Here is an 18,164-nt window from a genome sequence, read left to right on the forward strand (position 1 = left end):
TGTAACAACATCTTTTACTTTGAACTTTCCACTTATAGCTTTTAGTGCTTATTGAATCAAATGTTTTAGCTGGATAATTTCCTTCTCATCCAAATAACGCCAGCGGCCACGGGTAAGGTCTTTTTTGGTAAGGCCTGCGTAGATCACCCTATCCAGTTTTACAACCTCATAACCCAAATGCTCAAATATACGGCGAACTATGCGGTTTTTACCGCTGTGTATCTGTATACCTATTTCTCTTTTAGTACCACCTGTTACATATGAAATAGAATCCGGCTTAATTAAACCATCCTCCAGCTCCAATCCATATTGGATCTTGTTCATATCGCCTTGTGCCAAAGCTTTGCTTAATTCAACCTGGTACAGCTTGGTAACGTTACTGCGTGGGTGCGAAAGTTTATCAGCCAGATCACCATCATTGGTCATCAGCAATAAACCTGTGGTATTTCTGTCTAAACGGCCTATCGGGTAAATGCGTTCCCTGCTTGCTTTTTCAACCAGGTGCATAACGGTACGGCGTTCCTGAGGGTCTTCAGTAGTAGTTATATAATCCTTTGGTTTATTCAGTAACACATAAACCATTTTTTCGCGCTTAAGCAATTCGCCGTTGTAACGGATTTCGTCTTTTATCGGGTCGATTTTATGGCCCAGTTCAGAAACAACTTCGCCGTTTACCGAAACCACACCTGCTTCGATCAGCTCATCAGCCTTACGGCGTGAGCAGATACCTGCGTTAGCTATATAACGGTTAAGTCTTATTAATCCCGAATCTTTGTTTTCTTTCTCCTTGCGGCCACGTAAAGTTTTTACCGGCGCATCTTTATCACGGGTTATTTTATCATAAACAGGTTTATCTGTTTTGCGGTAAGGTTTATCGCCTGCATCAGCACGTTTTTTAAATCCGCCTTCTGCTGGCTTGCCTGCAAATTTCCTGTCGCCCGATCTTTCTCTCGGACCAGAACTTGTTGGCCTTGATTTTCTTTCGCCGCCTTCATCACCACCAAAGCTTCTTTTTGGCCTGTCATCGCTGGAACCAGCTCTGCCTGAATATGATTTATTGCGTGATGCAAATGATGGCTTATCATCTGCCGAACTTACCCTGCCTGAGTAAGGTTTGCTGCGCGCTTGCCTTTTCTCGCCTGAATCGCTGCCGAAACTTTTTTTAGCACGATCGTCGCTATCTGCAGGTCTGCCTGTGTATGGTTTGTTGCGGGGTACAAAAGTTTTCTTTTCGCCACCGGTAAAGCTGCTTCTGTTTTCACCATCGCCCTTGCCTGCGTATGGTTTGCTGCTACCCGATGAAGAATATGATCTCTTCTCGCCTTGTTTTTCGTTGCTAAAGCTTTTTGGGGCTCTTTTACTATCCGCCCGATCGGGGCTTCCGGTTGATCTTCCACGGGATGCGGAAAATGATTTTTTCGAACCTTCAGTACCGCCTGATCTGCGGCCTGATGATTGATTTGATTTGTCGTCGCGACTATTTCCTGGTCTCTTAAATACCATATGTTTTTGATTAACACTTCTCAGCGTGAGGGGTCAAAGTTACACATTTTTAAACAATTTTTAAACTTTTTTGTTCGTGTAAAAATCGCTGTTTAAAGCAGTTTAAACCAAGATTTTAAGGGTGCTTTTGAGGGGCTCAAAACACTAAGGTATTGGCAAGTATTTGATAATGTGATTCATATACCATACCTTTGCCGCAGGTTCTACCTATAATTGTACATATGAATAAAAACGAAATGATTAAAAAACACTTAATTACGTGCTCCGTAATATTCGTGCTGGTTGTCATTTCCAGATTTACATTTAGCAATGCGGCGGTATCAAAACCGGCCCCGGCTACTGTAACTAATCACGTAAATTCCCGGTATATTTTCACAAAAAATACTGCCGAAAATGATTTAAATTTTGCCGACGAGGCAATACCTGTTAACGATAAAAGGGTTGACAGGAAAATGAAGACAACATTACAAAAACATGGTTTCAGCTGTATACAATCAAACGTATTGCAGCGCAAAGCGGAAAAATTATTCCCCATCATTGTGCCTATTTTAAAGGCCTATGGTATCCCCGAAGATTTCAAGTACATTCCTTTGGTTGAATCGGGCCTGTGTAATGGCATTTCGCCTAAAGGTGCGGCAGGTTTATGGCAATTTATGCCCGGCACAGCACGCACCTATGGTTTAAAGGTAGGCCATGGCGTTGATGAGCGGTTAAACATTAAAAGATCAACCGTTGCTGCTTGTAAGTACATTAAAGAGCTGTATGGCGAGTTCAACAGCTGGACTTTAGCTGCAGCGGCTTACAACAACGGCGAGATCAAACTGCAAAAACAGATCCGCAAGCAAAACGAGGACAATTATTTCCGTATGCATTTAAACCGCGAAACCGGTGTATATGTATACAATCTTATTGCCATGAAAGAGATCATCAACAGGCCTGCCAAGTACGGTTATAAAGAACCTTACACCGGCATGCCTGCACCGCATCTGCTGGCATATAATTAATTTGTAAAAAATTACGGAGCACTTATCAGGCCGGTCCGCCAAATGGCAGATCGGCCTTTTTTTGCGTATATTTGTGGGGAACTAATGAGTGAGTTGGCAAATGAGTGGATGAGTGAATTGTTTTATGATTGAGTGAGTTAGATTTTAATATTCACTCAATCACTAATACATTCAATCACTAATTACATCTCCTCATCAACTATAAAATATGATTAACAAACCTCTCGATCTGGGCGAGCAAAGTGAAGTTGAAGTTTACGGGGCCCGGGTACATAATTTAAAAAATATCGATGTTTCATTTCCGCGCAACAAGCTGGTAGTAATTACCGGGCTGAGTGGCAGTGGAAAATCATCGCTGGCCTTCGATACTATTTATGCCGAAGGGCAGCGCCGTTATATGGAGACATTCTCCGCTTATTCACGCCAGTTTATGGGCGGTATGGAGCGGCCTGATGTGGATAAGGTTTCGGGCCTGAGCCCGGTTATCGCCATAGAGCAAAAAACTACCAGTAAAAACCCGCGCTCAACCGTTGGTACCATTACCGAGATCTACGATTTTATGCGCTTGCTTTTTGCCCGTGTAGGCGAAGCATACTCCTATGAAACAGGCGAAAAAATGGAGCGCATGTCTGAAGATCAGATCCTGAAAACCATTTTTGAAAGATTTGACGGACAACCGGTTAACATATTAGCCCCGGTTGTAAAAGCCCGCAAAGGCCACTACCGCGAATTATTTGAATCGATCCGCAAGCAGGGCTACCTAAAGGTTTGGATTGATGGCGCAATGGCCGATGTTGAGCCCAAAATGCAGGTTGATCGTTATAAGATCCATGACATTGATGTGGTGGTTGACCGTTTGATTGTTAGTCAGGCTGATAGCAAGCGTTTATATACCTCTATACAAGCTGCGTTAAAGATCGCCAAAGGCATTATCCGGATCGGCGATAAGGATAATAATGTATCCTATTTCAGTAAATATCTGATGGACCCGGTTTCGGGTATTTCATATGATGAACCACAACCAAACACATTCTCGTTCAATTCACCGTATGGTGCTTGTGAAAAATGTAATGGCCTGGGTTATATTTTTGAGGTTGATGAAGCTTCGGTTATCCCCAACCCAAAACTGAGCATATTAAACGGTGGCCTCGCTCCTTTGGGCGAATACCGCGAAACTTGGATCTTCCAGGTATTAAAGGCGCTTGCTAAAAAATACGAGTTCAGCTTATCCACACCTATCGAAAAATTAGAGAAAGAGAAACTGGACATCATCCTCAATGGCTCCAACGAAATGGTAACCGTTGCGGTTGAATACAATAAGTGGAACGTACAAAGCTACCAGATCACATTTGATGGTATCATCCGCATGCTGGAAGAGCAGCAGGAACGCCGAGGCGATGAAGGCATGGACGATATGGAAAACTATCGTGTATTAAGGACCTGCCCGGTATGTGATGGCGCAAGACTTAAAAAAGAATCGTTGCACTTTAAGGTCGACCATAAAAACATCTTTGAGTTGGCCACCATGGATATTAACGACTTGCAGGACTGGTTCAATAACCTGGAAGACCGTTTAAATGAGCGTCAAAATATTATCGCCAAAGAAATACTAAAAGAGATCCGCGCCCGTATTGTGTTTTTGCTGGATGTTGGTCTGAGCTATTTAACGCTTGATCGTACAGCTAAAACACTTTCGGGTGGTGAGGCACAACGTATAAGACTGGCAACACAGATCGGTTCACAATTAATGAATGTGATGTACATCCTGGATGAACCAAGCATTGGTTTGCACCAGCGAGACAATGAAAGGCTCATCAACGCACTAAAAAACCTCCGCGATCTGGGTAATACAGTTTTGGTAGTTGAACACGATAAGGATATGATACTGGAAGCCGACCATGTGATTGACATGGGCCCGGCTGCAGGCGTTCATGGCGGCGAAATTGTGGCACAAGGCACACCTGCTGAATTAATGAAGGCGCACACACTCACCACATCCTATATTAACGGCGAGCGCGAAATTGCCATCCCAAAGACAAGGCGCGAAGGCAACGGCAAAACATTAAGCCTGAAAAAAGCAACCGGCCATAACTTAAAAAAGGTAAGTGCTGATTTCCCTTTGGGTAAAATGATCGGTATTACGGGCGTGTCGGGAAGCGGTAAATCAAGTTTGATAACGGAAACCCTGTATCCTATCCTGAACCATCACTTCTTCAGGGCTAAAAAGCACCCGCTGCCATTTGAAAAGGTTGAAGGGTTGGAAAATATTGATAAGGTGATTGAGATCGACCAATCACCAATTGGCCGTACACCACGCTCAAACCCGGCAACTTATACCGGTGTTTTCTCTGATATCCGTAACCTGTACGTACAATTGCCGGAGTCGAGGATCAGAGGTTACAAACCGGGTCGTTTCTCATTCAACGTAAAAGGCGGCCGTTGTGAAACCTGCCAGGGCGCAGGCATGAAGGTGATTGAAATGAACTTTTTACCCGATGTACAGGTACCTTGCGAAGAATGCGGCGGCAGGCGCTATAACCGTGAAACGTTGGAAGTACGCTATCGTGGTAAATCCATCAGCGATGTGCTGGATATGAGCATTGAGGATGCTACACCATTCTTTGAGCACATCCCAGCTATCTACCGCAAGGTTAAGACCTTGCTTGATGTTGGATTGGGCTATATCAGGCTTGGCCAGGCATCAACCACCTTATCTGGCGGCGAAGCACAACGTGTTAAACTGGCGACAGAGCTATCAAAAAAAGATACCGGCAATACCTTTTACATACTGGATGAGCCAACCACCGGTTTGCATTTCGAGGATATTAACGTATTGCTTGGCGTTTTAAACCAACTGGTTGATAAGGGTAACACTGTATTAGTAATTGAACATAACCTAGATGTTATTAAGGTAGTTGATCACGTAATTGATCTTGGACCAGAAGGCGGCTCAGGCGGCGGCAGAATATTATTCAGCGGCACGCCTGAAGGTTTGTGTAAGGTAAAGGAGAGCTTTACCGGGCAGTTTTTGAAAAAAGAGATGGGGATAAAATAATACCTTCCATTAAAAAGACCGATATTCTTTATCCTCATTTTCTTATATTTGAATATGGAAACCAAAGAATTAACTTCTGATTCTCTTAACGAACAACAGTTAATGATGTTGCGCCTGTTAAAAAAACCAATGCCCGAAGGTGATTTTATACAGATAAGGCGGCTTGCGGTTAAATTATTGTCGAAGCAAGCGGACGAAGCTATTGAAGATTGGGAAGCTAAAAACAATATTACCAGCGATAGTTACGAGCAGCTAAGCAAAAAGCATTTCCGTAGTACTCCTAAGCATTAATGAAAGTAGTATTAGATTCTAATGTGCTTTTGGTTGCCCTTGGCAAAAAGAGCAGGTTCAGACCTATTTGGAATTCATTTATTGATGGTAAATATCAATTAATAATTTCTGATGACATTGTTTTTGAGTATACAGAAATATTACAACAACATTCCGCCAATGGCATTGCTGAAATAATCCTTGAAATATTTATTGAATCTCCGGATATCATATTTCAACAGGTCTACTATAATTGGAATGCTATTAAAGCCGATCCTGACGATAATAAGTTTTTTGATATTGCAGTTGCAGCCAATGCGGATTACTTAGTTACAAATGATGCTCATTTCAATGCTGTTAAAAATTTAGACTTCCCGTCTATCAAAATAATAACAGCAGACGAATTTATGAATATTATAAATTCATAATTCGTCTCAAACAAAAAGCATTAATCCTAACTTTAGGCTATATGCTGCCGTTATTGATATCTTCCCAAATTCGCGAAGCTGATGCTTATACCATCGCTCATGAGCCCATTACTTCCATTAATTTAATGGAGCGCGCCGCAAAGGCATTTGTGGGCTGGTTCATCAATCATTTCCCTGATAAAAAACAGGCGATATCCATTTATTGTGGCACCGGCAATAATGGCGGTGATGGGTTAGCCATAGCGCGGATGCTGTATGAGCATCATTATAAGGCCTTAAATATTATCATCACCCGCTTTTCTGATAAAGCCTCAGATGATTTTAATGCTAATCTTAAACGGTTGCAAAAGCCTATCCCCTTAACAGAAATAAAACCGGGCGAGGCTTTCCCTGCCGAAGAAAGCTCTGTAATTATTGATGCTATGCTGGGTAGCGGCCTGAACAAACCATTAAGCGGTGACTATAAAAATTTAGTAACCTACCTTAACGATCTTGACAAAACTATAGTCGCGGTAGATGTCCCTACCGGATTTTTTACAGATGGCGAAATAAAACCCGATGCCTCCGTTTTAAAGGCAGATTTGGTGATCACCTTTCAACAGCCAAAAATTAACTTTCTATTACCTGAATCGGGCCCGAATATTAGGTGCTGGGAGGCGGTTAATATCGGCATTGACGAGGGCTTCGTGAAATCATTAAACTCACCTTATCAGTTTGTGGGCGAAAAGGATATCCGTAAGCTTATCAAACCACGGCATAAATTCAGTAATAAAGGCACCTATGGCCATGCACTTATTGTTGCAGGGCAGGCTAAAACTATGGGGGCGGCTTTACTTTCTTCTGCGGGGTGCGCCCAGGCAGGTGCAGGCTTAACCACAGCATGTGTGCCCGAAAGCGGCCTTACTGCCCTAAATAGTTATATGCCCGAGATAATGGCTATTATACGTCAGGGCGATGACCTGCCCGAGATTGATTGGGATAAATTTACCGCGATAGGTATAGGCCCGGGTTTGGGCGATGATGAAAATACACTGGCATTACTAACCTACATCTTCACTAACTATAGAAAACCTGTGATTATTGATGCCGACGCGTTAAATGTACTGTCGGCCCACAAGGAGTTATGGGCTTTAATACCCGAAGGCAGCATTTTAACGCCGCACATGAAGGAGTTTGACCGTCTTTTTGGTGAACATACCAGTTGGTGGCTGCGGCTGCAAACGGCTATAGCGAAAGCGAAAGAGCTTAAAATATGCATCGTGCTAAAAAATGACTATACCATAACCGCTACTCCGGATGGTAAGGCGTATTTTAATTCAACAGCCAATGCTGCTATGGCCAGTGGTGGCATGGGCGATGTACTTACCGGCATTATAACAGCCTTGCTCGCACAAAAGTATGCCCCATACGAAGCCTGTATTATTGGTAATTACATACATGGTAAAGCAGGTGATGAACTTGCGCTGCCCAACCGGATGAATGTAGTTTTACCAGGCAAACTGGCTAATCAACTGCCAATTACTATGGCAAAATTAAGCGCATAAAAAAAGCGGTTGTAAGTATCGTACAACCGCTAACTATTAACTGATCTTATAAAGAACAAAATACTCTAAACTAAATTACCTATAAGACACCTATAGGGCACTAATAGTTACAAAACGTAAAAAAAAATAATATTGTTTTGTCAGATGTTAAAAACACACTAAAAAACCTGCATTTTAACTTAATTTAACAAAAAAGAAAGGGGTTTAGCTTTTGATAGCTATAAAACGGCTCCCATAACCATCATCTGATCCATGGTTGGGTTTACACTTCCACCTTTAGGCTCAAGCGTTACCGCAAAGGCCTGGGCCACGGCAATAGATTGCATTTGTTTCATGTCCACACTGTCGGATGTTTTATCAAAAACACCCAGGCTAACCGGCTTGCCACCTACCAGGGCCCATAGCTGGTATTGGTGTGCGCTATCATTCTGTGGCAATTGCAGATCGGCCATATCAATCATCACTTGTTTTTTGATCGGGCTAAAAGCAACTAACATTGAGGCGGATGTATGTTTGGCAGTGCCTTGTAGTTTTATAACCTTAAATGTTGGATCGCGGTAAATATTCAACTGGTGATCCATAAATTTAACCGTATTGGTAAAATGCTGGTTTGATGAGCTCAATGCTACCAATTGCGTGTTTGCTTCTTTCAACTGATCATACACATCAACCAATGCAGCAACGCTCAATATTAATAATGCCAGGCAGGCTGCAAAGGCATATTTGTAAAAGCTATTTGGTTTTGATGCTGTAAAAGCAATTAAATTATCTTTTTTAACAGGCTCCTTTTTGGTAGGGAAGGTATCATCATCACCAAAATTAGTTAGCAGGCTGTTCAATATTTTACCGCGAAGTTCTTCTGAAGGCTCAATGGCATTTTCTAAGGCATAGGCTTCCATGGAACGCTCAATTTCATCCAATTCGGCCTTTACAGCCGGATATTCTGAAATCATAGCTTCCACCTGGTTCTTTTCTTCCTGGGTAACATCACCCAGAACGTAAAGTTCCAATATGCCTGATTCAATATATGCCTTAATGTCTTCCACTACTCAACTTTCAATTAAAATGTTTTCTAAGTTCTAGTATAGCCATCCTTAAACGTGTTTTAATCGTACCCAAAGGAATGCCTAGCTCATCTGCTGCTTCCACATGAGTGTAACCTTTAAAATACACTAGTTCAAGAATAGATTTCTGCTCGGGTTTTAGTGTCTGAACCAGGTCTTTAACGCCTAATAGTTCAGGATTGTAAACTGTATTCCTTTGCTCGTCTATGAAAGTTACGTTATTTTCGAGTTCCTGGTTTTTGTTTTGATTCTTAAAATCCTTAGATCGTAGTTTGTCTATAGCTAAATTGCGTGCGATATTCATCATCCAGGTAAATAAACGCCCCTTTTCAGTACTATAGCTTGAGAATGAATGCCAGATCTTTACAAAGGTTTCCTGTAAAACATCTTCGGCGGCTGCCGTATCAATAATTATGCGTGATATTACACCGTACAACGAGGAGGAGTACATATCATAGAGTGCCTCTATGGCAATCTTTTCCCTGTTCCTTAGTGAAAACACTAATTCCTCTTCGGTGAGTGATATTTTACCCTTCTTAGTCAACAGGGTGAAGTTATAAAGAAAATTTAGATTTCAAACAAGTGTTTTTCAGCATGATACGATGAACGAACTAACGGTCCGCTTTCAACATATCTAAAACCCTTTTCTAAGCCAATTTGTTTGTAAAAGTTAAATTGATCGGGATGGATCCAGTCAATTACCGGGTGATGGTTACGTGTAGGCTGTAAATATTGGCCCAGGGTTAATATTTGCACACCTGCATTTAACAGATCATCCATCGCTTCCAAAACATCTTCTTCTCTCTCTCCCAAGCCCAGCATAATGCCTGATTTAGTGCGCAGGCCCGCTTTTGATATATGGCTCAAAGCTTCAAGGCTACGGTCGTACTTAGCCTGTATACGCACTTCTTTAGTTAAGCGGCGCACAGTTTCCAGGTTATGTGATACTACTTCGGGGCGTGTTTCCAGCACACGCTCCAAATTATCCCATATGCCCCTGAAATCAGGCAATAAAGTTTCCAGTGTAGTTTCAGGGCTTTCCCTGCGTATGGCATTTATAGTTTCGGCCCATATAATGGATCCGCCATCTTTCAAATCATCACGATCAACCGAGGTGATAACGCAGTGCTTAACCTGCATTAGTTTAACCGAGTTAGCTACGCGGTTGGGCTCATCCATATCAACAGCCAGCGGCCTGCCCGTGGCCACCGCGCAAAACGAGCATGAACGGGTACAAATGTTACCCAATATCATAAATGTGGCTGTACCGGCACCCCAGCACTCGCCCATATTAGGGCAATTACCGCTTTCACAAATAGTATGCAGTTTATGTGTATCAACCAAACTGCGCACATGGGCATATTCTTTCCCTACCGGGAGTTTTACCCTAAGCCAATCAGGCTTACGTTGCTTTTGCTCAACCGGTACTACAGGCAAATCAATCATAATGCAAATGTATGTAAAAACCCTTTATCCCCCTAACCCCCTAAAGGGGGAACATTATCAATATTACAGTTTGTTGATGTTTAATGTGATTTTTTGAAATGATAAGCTAAATTTGCTTGCATAAATTAACTTAAAAATTCCTCCTTTAGGGGGTTAGGGGGCTTTATGGCAACTATAGAAACAACTTACCTGAGCGACTTAAGAACAGAAGCCACTCACTTACAATCGGGCACTAAAATTATTACTGACGCACCCACCGATAACCAGGGCAAGGGTGAAGCATTTTCACCAACCGATCTGCTTGCAGAATCATTAGCGGGCTGCGCGTTAACTACCATGGCCATTGCTGCGAGGCCGCATCATATTAACATGGACGGCGCTACCTGCGAGGTAACTAAAGTTATGGCACCCAACCCACGCCGCGTAGCCGAAGTTGTGCTAAATTTTAAATTCCCGAAGGAATATACTGCCGATGAAAAGAAAATATTGGAAAATGCTGCCTGGGGATGCCCGGTAGCCGTAAGCCTACACCCCGATCTGAAAAAGACGATGGACTTTGGGTGGTAGATATTAAGTCGGAAAGTCAAGAAGTCCGAAAGACAGAAAGCTCAAAAAACCATTCTTTCTTTCGGACTTACCGACTTATGCGGACTTTCGGACTAAGCTACTAAAACTTCCAGTGCTTCTTCTACAGAGATCTCCCCGTGCGACTGATCAAGAATGCATTCACCATCCTTAATTAAAAGCATTTGCGGCGATTCATGGTGCACCTGAAAGTCCTGTGCTATTTGACTTGATATATCGCGGTGTTTTATCAGATCTAAAAAATACAAGGGCATATCAGCAGGCAGTTTATCCCAATCCAATTCAAAACGCCTCTTTGCCATCATGCTGATAGAGCAGCGTGTGCTGTGTTTAAAAATCAAGCTATATCCCGGTTGAGCCTTTATCGCATCAATCTGGTTCGCTGATTCCAACGATGTCCAATTCATAAAAAATTTATTTGTAGCCGCAAAAATAACGTAATTACAGTCTAAGCCTGTATTACTTTTAAGCGATTGAATAAAAAATGATATTCAAATGTTAACGGGAGTGGTGAGGGTAAGAATCGTAAGCAGGGCATAATTTATTTGAGCATGATGCCAGGCTGCCAAGTGTTAAAGCTATAACTGCTATGTAAAGTATTTTTTTCATCTTATCAATTTTCACTATTTACGGATTTTATCCCTTTAAGGTTTCAGCAAGATGCGCCATTTTTATTGCTGTAAACGCGGCCTCATCTCCTTTATTACCATGTTTGCCCCCAGCACGGTCAAAAGCCTGTTGATGATTATCGGTAGTTAACACCCCAAATATAACCGGTTTTGAATATTTAATAGATACATTGCTCACACCATTGGCAACAGCATTACAAATAAAATCGAAATGCCTTGTTTCGCCCTGTATAACACAGCCTAAACATATTACCGCATCTAATTTAAGGTTTTTCAACAATAAATCGGCACCAGCGGTTAGTTCAAAACTGCCGGGAACCTGGTAGGTGTATATATTTTCTGCTGTTGCACCATACTTTATCAGGTTTTCGTAAGCGCCCTGGTATAATGCATTGGTGATCTCTGCGTTCCATTCGGCTACTACAATACCAAAACTGTATGCCAATGCTGATGGGATCTCGCTGCCTGAAAAATCAGATAAATTTTTATGCTGAGTAGACATGGGTGGGGATGGTGAGGGTGGTTAGAGATTTGTGATTAGAGATTAATTAGTCGTTTAAATAACTAATCTCTAATCACCATTCACTAATTAGCTATCTGCGCTTCTGCGCGGGCAATGTATGCGTCAATATTTTGCGCTTCAGTGCTGGCAAAATAGTCGGTTTTTATTTTTTTGTATGTTTCATCAGCTGATTTGTAATCTTTTTCAGCTTCGTAAACTAAGCCTAGCTTTTTAAGGTACATAGGCGATAAAAATTTGTTTTTAGCCTTATCAGCTGCCTTTTTGAAATAAGTTTCAGCTTTGTCGTAATCTTTCAATTCAACATAAGCATCGCCTGTAGCACCTAAAGCTTCAGCGGCAACCATGCTGTCATCGCCGTGGTAGCTGGTTAAGTTATCAATAGCTTTGCTGTATTCGCCTTTGTTTAAGTAAGCAACCCCTAAATAAAAGTAAGCAAGGTTAGCAGCTTTGGTGTTGCTGTACTCGCTCAATATTTTTGCAAATCCAGGATAACCTGCATCGCCGTTTATAGCTTTGTCCCAATCTTTTTTCTCCCAAAAATCCTGTGCAACGTGCATTTGGTTGGCAGCAGTTACCTCGCGTGGAGCAAGGTATACTTTAAGATAAATAAAATAGCCTGCAGCCATTACTATAACGGCTGCTATAATAAACAACAAGCTTTTTTGGTTTTCAAGCACAAACTTTCCGCTTCTTCCAAGTTTGTTACTCTCTACTACAATGTTTGTATTGTCCTGCATTTTCGACATTTCTATTCTAAAATTAAGTTTGCAAACTTACGGTTTTCTAAATTTTTCACAATACCTTTTGTATTAATTATTTAGTGAGTGGTGAGCAGTGAATAGTGCGTTGTTCTTTTCGCGCCAAATAACTATTAATAAGGACCTTATTCCGTTTTTGAAATTAACCGCTAACTACTCACCATTCACTACTCACTATTCATTAACTTTGTTCCCTCAATATGTATCTGCAACAATTATCCGTCATCAATTTTAAAAACTATGCCGAAGCTGAACTTACCTTCAGCGAGGGCGTGAACGCGTTTACTGGTGACAATGGTGCAGGTAAAACTAATTTGCTGGATGCCATACATTACCTGTCGCTCTGCAAAAGCTATTTTAACCCTATTGATACACAGCAAATAAAGCAGGACACCGATTTTTTCATCATAAACGGCACTTTTAATAAAAACGATCACGATGAAAAAATAGCCTGCGCGGTTAAACGCAACCATAAAAAGCAGTTTAAACGCAATAAAAAGGATTACCAACGCCTGGCCGATCATATCGGTTTGTTCCCACTGGTAATGATATCGCCTTATGATACCAGTATTATAACCGAAGGCAGCGATGAGCGGCGCAAGTTTATTGATAATGTACTATCACAAACCGATAACCATTACCTGGATGAGGTAATCACCTATAATAAGATACTGAATAACCGCAATGCCTTTTTAAAGCTGATTGCCGATACCGGCCGGTACGATCCGCATTTACTGGAGGTGATGGATGAACAACTGGTTGATGCTGGTAACAGCATCTTTAAAAAACGTAAAGCTTTTATGGAAAGCTTTACCGGTACATTCAACCAGCACTACCTGTTTTTAACCGGTGATGCCGAACGGGTTGAGCTTATATACGAGTCGCAGCTATTACAGGATGATTTTGCAGTACTGCTGAAAAAGAATGTTGAGCGTGATAGGGCCCTCGAGCGCACCACCGCCGGTATACATAAGGATGACCTGCTATTTGCTATTCACGGTATGCCGATGAAAAAGTTCGGTTCGCAAGGGCAGCAAAAGTCTTTCCTAATAGCACTTAAGCTGGCCCAGTACACATTTTTAACCCGGCAAAAAGGATTTAAACCACTGCTGCTGCTGGATGATATTTTTGACAAGCTGGATGATAAGCGGGTAACCAAATTGATGAAAATGGTATCCGACAATGATTTTGGCCAGGTTTTTATTACCGATACCAGCCTGAGCAGGGTGCAAAATATTTTTAGTGATATGGGCGTGCCCCTTAAATTATTTAAAGTTGCAGGAGGAATAGTTGATGCGTAAAACAAATGATAAATCGCTAAAAGAGGCCATTGAGCAAATGCTTAATGTTTACAAAATAAAACGGAAGTTTGAGGAAACCTCTATTGTAGCTGTTTGGCCCGAGCTGGTGGGCAAATCAGTAGCTAATCGTACCAAAGAGTTATATATCAGTAATAAAAAACTGTTTTTACGCATTGAATCATCCGTAATAAAAAGCGAGTTAATGATGATGCGCAGCCAGATCATCGGCAAGATAAACGATAAAGCTAAAGAGATTTTAGTAGAAGAGATCATCTTCCTGTAAACGAAAAAAAGGTATACAACGCTTACTTTTTCAAATAAACACCATATACCTTTTACTATTTCGCTACCTTATATATAGGTATCAGAAAACTTAGAATCTTTCGAACGCTGAGAAAAAGAAGTCGCCTTCAATCTTAGCGTTATCGTCAGAATCAGAACCGTGTACAGCGTTAGCGCTGATTGATTGTGCAAATTTTTGGCGGATAGTACCTACTTCTGCTTTCGCAGGATCGGTAGCACCAATTAATTTGCGGAAATCTTCAATAGCATTATCTTTCTCCAATATAGCCGCTACTATCGGGCCCGATGACATGAATTGGCAAAGCTCACCATAAAAAGGGCGCTCTTTGTGTACTTCATAAAACTGACCTGCTTTTTCAGGGCTCAAAGTGGTATATTTCATTGCTACCAATTTAAAGCCGCTCTTTATGATCTGCTCTAAAATTCCGCCAATATGTCCGGCTGCAACAGCATCCGGCTTAATCATTGTAAATGTTCTGTTAGTTGCCATAATTTGTTTTAAAAACTGCCGCAAAAGTAATGTTTTTAATTAAAAAAATAAGTTCTGTATTGAATATGAGAATATTGGCAAATAATATATCTCTATTATTAAAATTGTGTTAAGCTTTTTGCCTGTATAAAAAATGTTTTTGTATATATATCAATGAGTTGGAAATTTATTTAGCTTTGCAACTCTTTTTTAAATTGGATGTTAGATACTGCTTCGCTTGTTAACCTTTTAGCACAGCCCAAAAAAATAGTCATAACAACCCATCATAAACCTGATGGCGATGCTATGGGATCATCTTTGGGTTTGTATAATTATTTGATACAACTGGGCCACCATGCAAAGGTTATCACCCCTACCGATTATCCGCATTTTTTAAGCTGGATGCCCGGCAACGAAGAAGTTATCATCTATACAGATCATACCGAACAAAGCAACACGCTTATTGCCGATGCCGATATCATTTTTTGTCTGGACTTTAATGCCCTGAACCGCATTAATGAAATGGGTGAAAAGGTTGGAGAAAGCGCTGCACTGAAAGTGATGATTGATCATCACCTGGAACCGGCAGATTTTGACGACTACCGTTACTGGAACATCAATGCCTGTGCTACCGCGCAACTGGTATATACTTTTATTACCGATGTGCTTCATCATAAAGAGCTTGTTAATGCTGATGTAGCTACCTGTTTATATACAGGCATCATGACAGATTCGGCCTCATTCCGTTTGCCAAATACTACCTCTGCCGTGCACCGTATAGCTGCCGACCTGATTGATGCAGGAGCGGTTAACTGGCGCATACATGAGCTGGTATACAATAATGCATCTGAAAATCGCGTTCGCTTTCTAGGTCATTGCCTGGTTAACAGGCTGCAGGTTTATAACGAGTATAACACCGCGGTTATAGCTGTTACCCATGATGATCTTGAGAAATATGATGTAATAACGGGTGATACTGAGGGGATTGTGAACTATGCCCTGGCAATAAGCAATGTACGTTTAGCGGTATTTATTGTGGAGCGAAAAGATAAAGTAAAACTTTCTTTGCGTTCAAAAGGCGATTTTCCAGCAAATGACATTTGTAAAAAGTACTTTAGCGGCGGCGGCCACCGAAATGCGGCCGGCGGCGTATCAACTGACAGTCTTGAAGAGGTCGTCAATCAGTTCAAATTAATTTTACCGAAATATAAAAATCTATTAATACAATAAAAATCAAATGAAAAAAAACTTAATGTTTTTAGCTCTTGCATCACTGGGACTAGGATTAGCAAGCTGCAATGGCGGATTTAAAAAGGCTGATGGAGGGTTGTTGTATGATATATATACAACTAAAGGAAACCCAACTATACAACCCGGCGATTTTGTAAGCCTTAACCTGATAGTAAAAACCGATGGCGACTCTGTCTTATTCAGTAGCTATGAGGCTGGCCGCCAAATGCAAATGGCTGCTCAAAAGCCACAAACAAAAGGCGATATATTTACCGGCCTTGCAAAATTAGCTGAAGGTGATAGCGCTGCTATCAAGATCCCGGCTGATTCAATGTTTAAAAAAGGACAGCAAAAACCTCCGGGCTTCAAAGGCAACTGGATTATCTACACCTTGAAAATTGAAAAAGTAATTGCAAAAGGTAACCTTACCGACCAGGTGTTTCAAGGCCGTGTTGCTGATTTTATAAAATCACAAGGCTTAGTACTTAAACAACAAGAGCCTGCTAAAATTAAAGCATACATTGCTCACCAAAAACTAACCGTTACGCAAACTGCTGATACTTTATACTACCAGATCACACAACAAGGAACTGGACCAAAACCAGTTGTTGGCGATACTGTAGTGGTTAATTACACCGGCCGTTTACTTAATGGTAAAGTATTTGATACTTCAGTAAAAGATACAGCAACCAAAGAGAAAATGCAGGTTGACCCGATGCGTCAATACAAACCTATCCATATTCCTGTTGGCGAAAAAAGAGTTATTGCAGGTTGGGATGAAGGATTGTTATTGTTAAACAAAGGTTCAAAAGCTACCCTGGTTGTACCATCAAGCCTTGCTTATGGCGAGCGTGGTGTATCAATTATTGGCCCATTCACACCTATCGCGTTTGATGTTGAGATCATTGATATCATCAAACCAAACCCAAATGCTCCAAAACCACAAATGCCTATGATGCCTCAGGCACAAGCACCGGTTAAAAAATAACATTTTAATAAGCCTTTCCGTTAAAGCGGGAAGGCTTTTTGTTTTCAGATGAAAAAATATATTTATAGTATTATACTTTTTTGTGCATTTTCAATTACTGCAAATGCGCAAAATGATTTACAACGTACATCGCAGGGCGCATTATACACACTTTTTACGCACAATACGGGTGACAGAATAAAGAATGATGATGTAATAACCTTGCAGATCATCCAAAAAACGGATAAGGATTCATTACTTTCCAGCACCTATGCTTTAGGGCACCCGGTACAGGTAAAAGTACAGCCAACCCAAAATGTTACCGATATGATGGAGATTTTTCCATTATTAACAACAGGTGATAGCTTACTGGTAAAAATACCTGCCGATTCAGTATTTAAAGGCCATGAAAATAGTAGGCCCCCGTTTTTCCCGGCAGGCAGCTTTTTTAACTTTTACATGAAAATTGTAAAAGTACAGTCGTTAAATGATGCCATTGCTGAAAGAAACGCTGAGCTTGAAAAAATAAAAGCAGCTGAAGCGGTTGACGCAAATAAATATATTACCAGCAATAAACTGGTTATGAAAACTACGGCCTCGGGCCTAAAATACGTAGTATTTAAGCAATCTATTAAACCAAAACCAAGGGCTGGCGATACCGTATTGGTAAACTATACCGGCCATTTACTTAACGGCCAGGTTTTCGATACCAGCATTGCGGCTGTTGCCGATAAGGCTGGTTTATTGCAGGAAGGCCGCACTTATGAGCCAATAAGCTTTGTGGTAGGCTCCGGCCAGGTTATAAAAGGTTGGGACGAAGGTCTTTTATTATTAAACACAGGCGCTAAAGCCAAATTTGTTATACCATCAAGCCTGGCATATGGCGAACAAGGCCAGGGCGATGTAATACCGTCATACAGCACCTTAGTATTCGATGTGGAACTGGTAGCAGTTAAGCCAATACCACATGCCGCGGTTGCACCGACTAAAAAGCCTGCAGCCAAAAAGAAAACGGCAACAACGGCCAAAAAGAAAAGTTAATAAAAAAGTCCCCCGATTACCCGGGGGACTTTTTTATTTTTGCA

Annotated in this window: 19 protein-coding genes; 11 read left to right on the forward strand and 8 right to left on the reverse strand. The window is 41.3% G+C overall.

Going from position 1 to position 18,164, the window contains the following annotated elements; translation table 11 throughout:
- Positions 1 to 48: 48 nt before the first annotated feature.
- Positions 49 to 1,503 (reverse strand): pseudouridine synthase, encoded by a 1,455-nt coding sequence (locus BLU33_RS22270; RefSeq protein WP_091378564.1) that lies wholly within the window; start codon positions 1,501 to 1,503, stop codon positions 49 to 51.
- Positions 1,504 to 1,724: 221 nt separating this feature from the next.
- Between BLU33_RS22270 and BLU33_RS22275 the strand changes: the two genes are divergently transcribed.
- The 5 genes from BLU33_RS22275 to BLU33_RS22295 all read left to right on the forward strand — a co-directional run bounded on the left by BLU33_RS22275 (position 1,725) and on the right by BLU33_RS22295 (position 7,804).
- Positions 1,725 to 2,507, forward strand: a complete 783-nt coding sequence (locus BLU33_RS22275; RefSeq protein ID WP_232009342.1) for a lytic transglycosylase domain-containing protein — start codon at positions 1,725 to 1,727, stop codon at positions 2,505 to 2,507.
- A 208-nt stretch (positions 2,508 to 2,715) separates the two neighbouring features.
- Positions 2,716 to 5,562, forward strand: a complete 2,847-nt coding sequence (gene uvrA / locus BLU33_RS22280; protein ID WP_091378566.1) for an excinuclease ABC subunit UvrA — start codon at positions 2,716 to 2,718, stop codon at positions 5,560 to 5,562.
- A gap of 54 nt (positions 5,563 to 5,616) precedes the next feature.
- On the forward strand, positions 5,617 to 5,853 hold the full coding sequence (locus BLU33_RS22285; protein ID WP_091378582.1) for a hypothetical protein: 237 nt from the start codon (positions 5,617 to 5,619) through the stop codon (positions 5,851 to 5,853).
- Positions 5,853 to 6,260, forward strand: a complete 408-nt coding sequence (locus BLU33_RS22290) for a putative toxin-antitoxin system toxin component, PIN family (protein ID WP_091378586.1) — start codon at positions 5,853 to 5,855, stop codon at positions 6,258 to 6,260. Before BLU33_RS22285 ends, BLU33_RS22290 begins: the two co-directional genes overlap by 1 nt.
- Positions 6,261 to 6,301: 41 nt before the next feature.
- A complete protein-coding gene (locus BLU33_RS22295; RefSeq protein WP_091378590.1) occupies positions 6,302 to 7,804 on the forward strand; it encodes an NAD(P)H-hydrate dehydratase in 1,503 nt (500 codons plus the stop codon).
- A 218-nt stretch (positions 7,805 to 8,022) separates the two neighbouring features.
- Here the strand turns inward: BLU33_RS22295 and BLU33_RS22300 are convergent, their stop codons facing one another.
- Genes BLU33_RS22300 through lipA form a run of 3 tightly spaced genes read right to left on the reverse strand, consistent with a single transcriptional unit; the run spans position 8,023 to position 10,314 of the window.
- Complete coding sequence (locus tag BLU33_RS22300) at positions 8,023 to 8,850, reverse strand: anti-sigma factor (protein WP_091378594.1); 828 nt, start codon at positions 8,848 to 8,850, stop codon at positions 8,023 to 8,025.
- 10 nt (positions 8,851 to 8,860) lie between these two features.
- On the reverse strand, positions 8,861 to 9,412 hold the full coding sequence (locus BLU33_RS22305; RefSeq protein ID WP_091378598.1) for an RNA polymerase sigma factor: 552 nt from the start codon (positions 9,410 to 9,412) through the stop codon (positions 8,861 to 8,863).
- A 23-nt stretch (positions 9,413 to 9,435) separates the two neighbouring features.
- The gene (lipA, locus tag BLU33_RS22310) at positions 9,436 to 10,314 is read right to left on the reverse strand and encodes a lipoyl synthase (RefSeq protein ID WP_091378601.1); all 879 of its coding nucleotides are present in this window, start codon (positions 10,312 to 10,314) and stop codon (positions 9,436 to 9,438) included.
- Positions 10,315 to 10,479: 165 nt separating this feature from the next.
- Between lipA and BLU33_RS22315 the strand changes: the two genes are divergently transcribed.
- Positions 10,480 to 10,881, forward strand: coding sequence for an OsmC family protein (locus BLU33_RS22315; RefSeq protein WP_091378604.1), 402 nt, complete (start codon positions 10,480 to 10,482; stop codon positions 10,879 to 10,881).
- Positions 10,882 to 10,973: 92 nt separating this feature from the next.
- Here the strand turns inward: BLU33_RS22315 and ytxJ are convergent, their stop codons facing one another.
- The 3 genes from ytxJ to BLU33_RS22330 all read right to left on the reverse strand — a co-directional run bounded on the left by ytxJ (position 10,974) and on the right by BLU33_RS22330 (position 12,797).
- Positions 10,974 to 11,306 (reverse strand): bacillithiol system redox-active protein YtxJ, encoded by a 333-nt coding sequence (ytxJ, locus tag BLU33_RS22320; protein WP_091378607.1) that lies wholly within the window; start codon positions 11,304 to 11,306, stop codon positions 10,974 to 10,976.
- Between the two features lie 229 nt (positions 11,307 to 11,535).
- Positions 11,536 to 12,030, reverse strand: coding sequence for a 6,7-dimethyl-8-ribityllumazine synthase (ribH, locus tag BLU33_RS22325; RefSeq protein ID WP_091378610.1), 495 nt, complete (start codon positions 12,028 to 12,030; stop codon positions 11,536 to 11,538).
- An 83-nt stretch (positions 12,031 to 12,113) separates the two neighbouring features.
- Complete coding sequence (locus BLU33_RS22330; protein ID WP_091378613.1) at positions 12,114 to 12,797, reverse strand: tetratricopeptide repeat protein; 684 nt, start codon at positions 12,795 to 12,797, stop codon at positions 12,114 to 12,116.
- 212 nt (positions 12,798 to 13,009) lie between these two features.
- On the opposite strand from BLU33_RS22330, the gene recF reads away from it, so the two are divergent.
- Both recF and BLU33_RS22340 read left to right on the forward strand, forming a co-directional pair.
- On the forward strand, positions 13,010 to 14,110 hold the full coding sequence (gene recF, locus BLU33_RS22335; protein ID WP_091378616.1) for a DNA replication/repair protein RecF: 1,101 nt from the start codon (positions 13,010 to 13,012) through the stop codon (positions 14,108 to 14,110).
- Complete coding sequence (locus tag BLU33_RS22340; RefSeq protein WP_091378620.1) at positions 14,103 to 14,393, forward strand: DUF721 domain-containing protein; 291 nt, start codon at positions 14,103 to 14,105, stop codon at positions 14,391 to 14,393. The genes recF and BLU33_RS22340 overlap by 8 nt, the downstream gene beginning before the upstream one ends.
- A 90-nt stretch (positions 14,394 to 14,483) precedes the next feature.
- On the opposite strand, the gene BLU33_RS22345 is transcribed toward BLU33_RS22340, so the two are convergent.
- A complete protein-coding gene (locus BLU33_RS22345; RefSeq protein WP_091378623.1) occupies positions 14,484 to 14,903 on the reverse strand; it encodes a nucleoside-diphosphate kinase in 420 nt (139 codons plus the stop codon).
- A gap of 198 nt (positions 14,904 to 15,101) precedes the next feature.
- Here BLU33_RS22345 and BLU33_RS22350 point away from each other — a divergent pair, with 198 nt between their 5' ends.
- The 3 genes from BLU33_RS22350 to BLU33_RS22360 are packed head-to-tail and all read left to right on the forward strand — an operon-like array spanning position 15,102 to position 18,120.
- A complete protein-coding gene (locus BLU33_RS22350; RefSeq protein ID WP_091378625.1) occupies positions 15,102 to 16,112 on the forward strand; it encodes a DHH family phosphoesterase in 1,011 nt (336 codons plus the stop codon).
- A 7-nt stretch (positions 16,113 to 16,119) separates the two neighbouring features.
- On the forward strand, positions 16,120 to 17,100 hold the full coding sequence (locus BLU33_RS22355) for an FKBP-type peptidyl-prolyl cis-trans isomerase (RefSeq protein WP_091378628.1): 981 nt from the start codon (positions 16,120 to 16,122) through the stop codon (positions 17,098 to 17,100).
- Positions 17,101 to 17,148: 48 nt separating this feature from the next.
- Complete coding sequence (locus BLU33_RS22360; RefSeq protein ID WP_091378630.1) at positions 17,149 to 18,120, forward strand: FKBP-type peptidyl-prolyl cis-trans isomerase; 972 nt, start codon at positions 17,149 to 17,151, stop codon at positions 18,118 to 18,120.
- Positions 18,121 to 18,164: the final 44 nt, after the last annotated feature.

The sequence above is a fragment of the Mucilaginibacter mallensis genome (assembly GCF_900105165.1).
In the GTDB taxonomy this organism is placed as follows: Bacteria; Bacteroidota; Bacteroidia; order Sphingobacteriales; family Sphingobacteriaceae; genus Mucilaginibacter; species Mucilaginibacter mallensis.

What these genes read in the sequence shown, in the direction of transcription:
- lipA (WP_091378601.1), bottom strand. Translation starts at nt 10,314, where the DNA reads ATGATTGATTTGCCTGTAGTACCGGTTGAGCAAAAGCAACGTAAGCCT.
- BLU33_RS22290 (WP_091378586.1), top strand. Translation starts at nt 5,853, where the DNA reads ATGAAAGTAGTATTAGATTCTAATGTGCTTTTGGTTGCCCTTGGCAAA.
- BLU33_RS22315 (WP_091378604.1), top strand. Translation starts at nt 10,480, where the DNA reads ATGGCAACTATAGAAACAACTTACCTGAGCGACTTAAGAACAGAAGCC.
- BLU33_RS22340 (WP_091378620.1), top strand. Translation starts at nt 14,103, where the DNA reads ATGCGTAAAACAAATGATAAATCGCTAAAAGAGGCCATTGAGCAAATG.
- BLU33_RS22270 (WP_091378564.1), bottom strand. Translation starts at nt 1,503, where the DNA reads ATGGTATTTAAGAGACCAGGAAATAGTCGCGACGACAAATCAAATCAA.
- recF (WP_091378616.1), top strand. Translation starts at nt 13,010, where the DNA reads ATGTATCTGCAACAATTATCCGTCATCAATTTTAAAAACTATGCCGAA.
- BLU33_RS22285 (WP_091378582.1), top strand. Translation starts at nt 5,617, where the DNA reads ATGGAAACCAAAGAATTAACTTCTGATTCTCTTAACGAACAACAGTTA.
- BLU33_RS22330 (WP_091378613.1), bottom strand. Translation starts at nt 12,797, where the DNA reads ATGTCGAAAATGCAGGACAATACAAACATTGTAGTAGAGAGTAACAAA.
- BLU33_RS22360 (WP_091378630.1), top strand. Translation starts at nt 17,149, where the DNA reads ATGAAAAAATATATTTATAGTATTATACTTTTTTGTGCATTTTCAATT.
- BLU33_RS22350 (WP_091378625.1), top strand. Translation starts at nt 15,102, where the DNA reads ATGTTAGATACTGCTTCGCTTGTTAACCTTTTAGCACAGCCCAAAAAA.
- BLU33_RS22295 (WP_091378590.1), top strand. Translation starts at nt 6,302, where the DNA reads ATGCTGCCGTTATTGATATCTTCCCAAATTCGCGAAGCTGATGCTTAT.
- uvrA (WP_091378566.1), top strand. Translation starts at nt 2,716, where the DNA reads ATGATTAACAAACCTCTCGATCTGGGCGAGCAAAGTGAAGTTGAAGTT.
- BLU33_RS22355 (WP_091378628.1), top strand. Translation starts at nt 16,120, where the DNA reads ATGAAAAAAAACTTAATGTTTTTAGCTCTTGCATCACTGGGACTAGGA.
- ytxJ (WP_091378607.1), bottom strand. Translation starts at nt 11,306, where the DNA reads ATGAATTGGACATCGTTGGAATCAGCGAACCAGATTGATGCGATAAAG.
- BLU33_RS22345 (WP_091378623.1), bottom strand. Translation starts at nt 14,903, where the DNA reads ATGGCAACTAACAGAACATTTACAATGATTAAGCCGGATGCTGTTGCA.
- ribH (WP_091378610.1), bottom strand. Translation starts at nt 12,030, where the DNA reads ATGTCTACTCAGCATAAAAATTTATCTGATTTTTCAGGCAGCGAGATC.
- BLU33_RS22275 (WP_232009342.1), top strand. Translation starts at nt 1,725, where the DNA reads ATGAATAAAAACGAAATGATTAAAAAACACTTAATTACGTGCTCCGTA.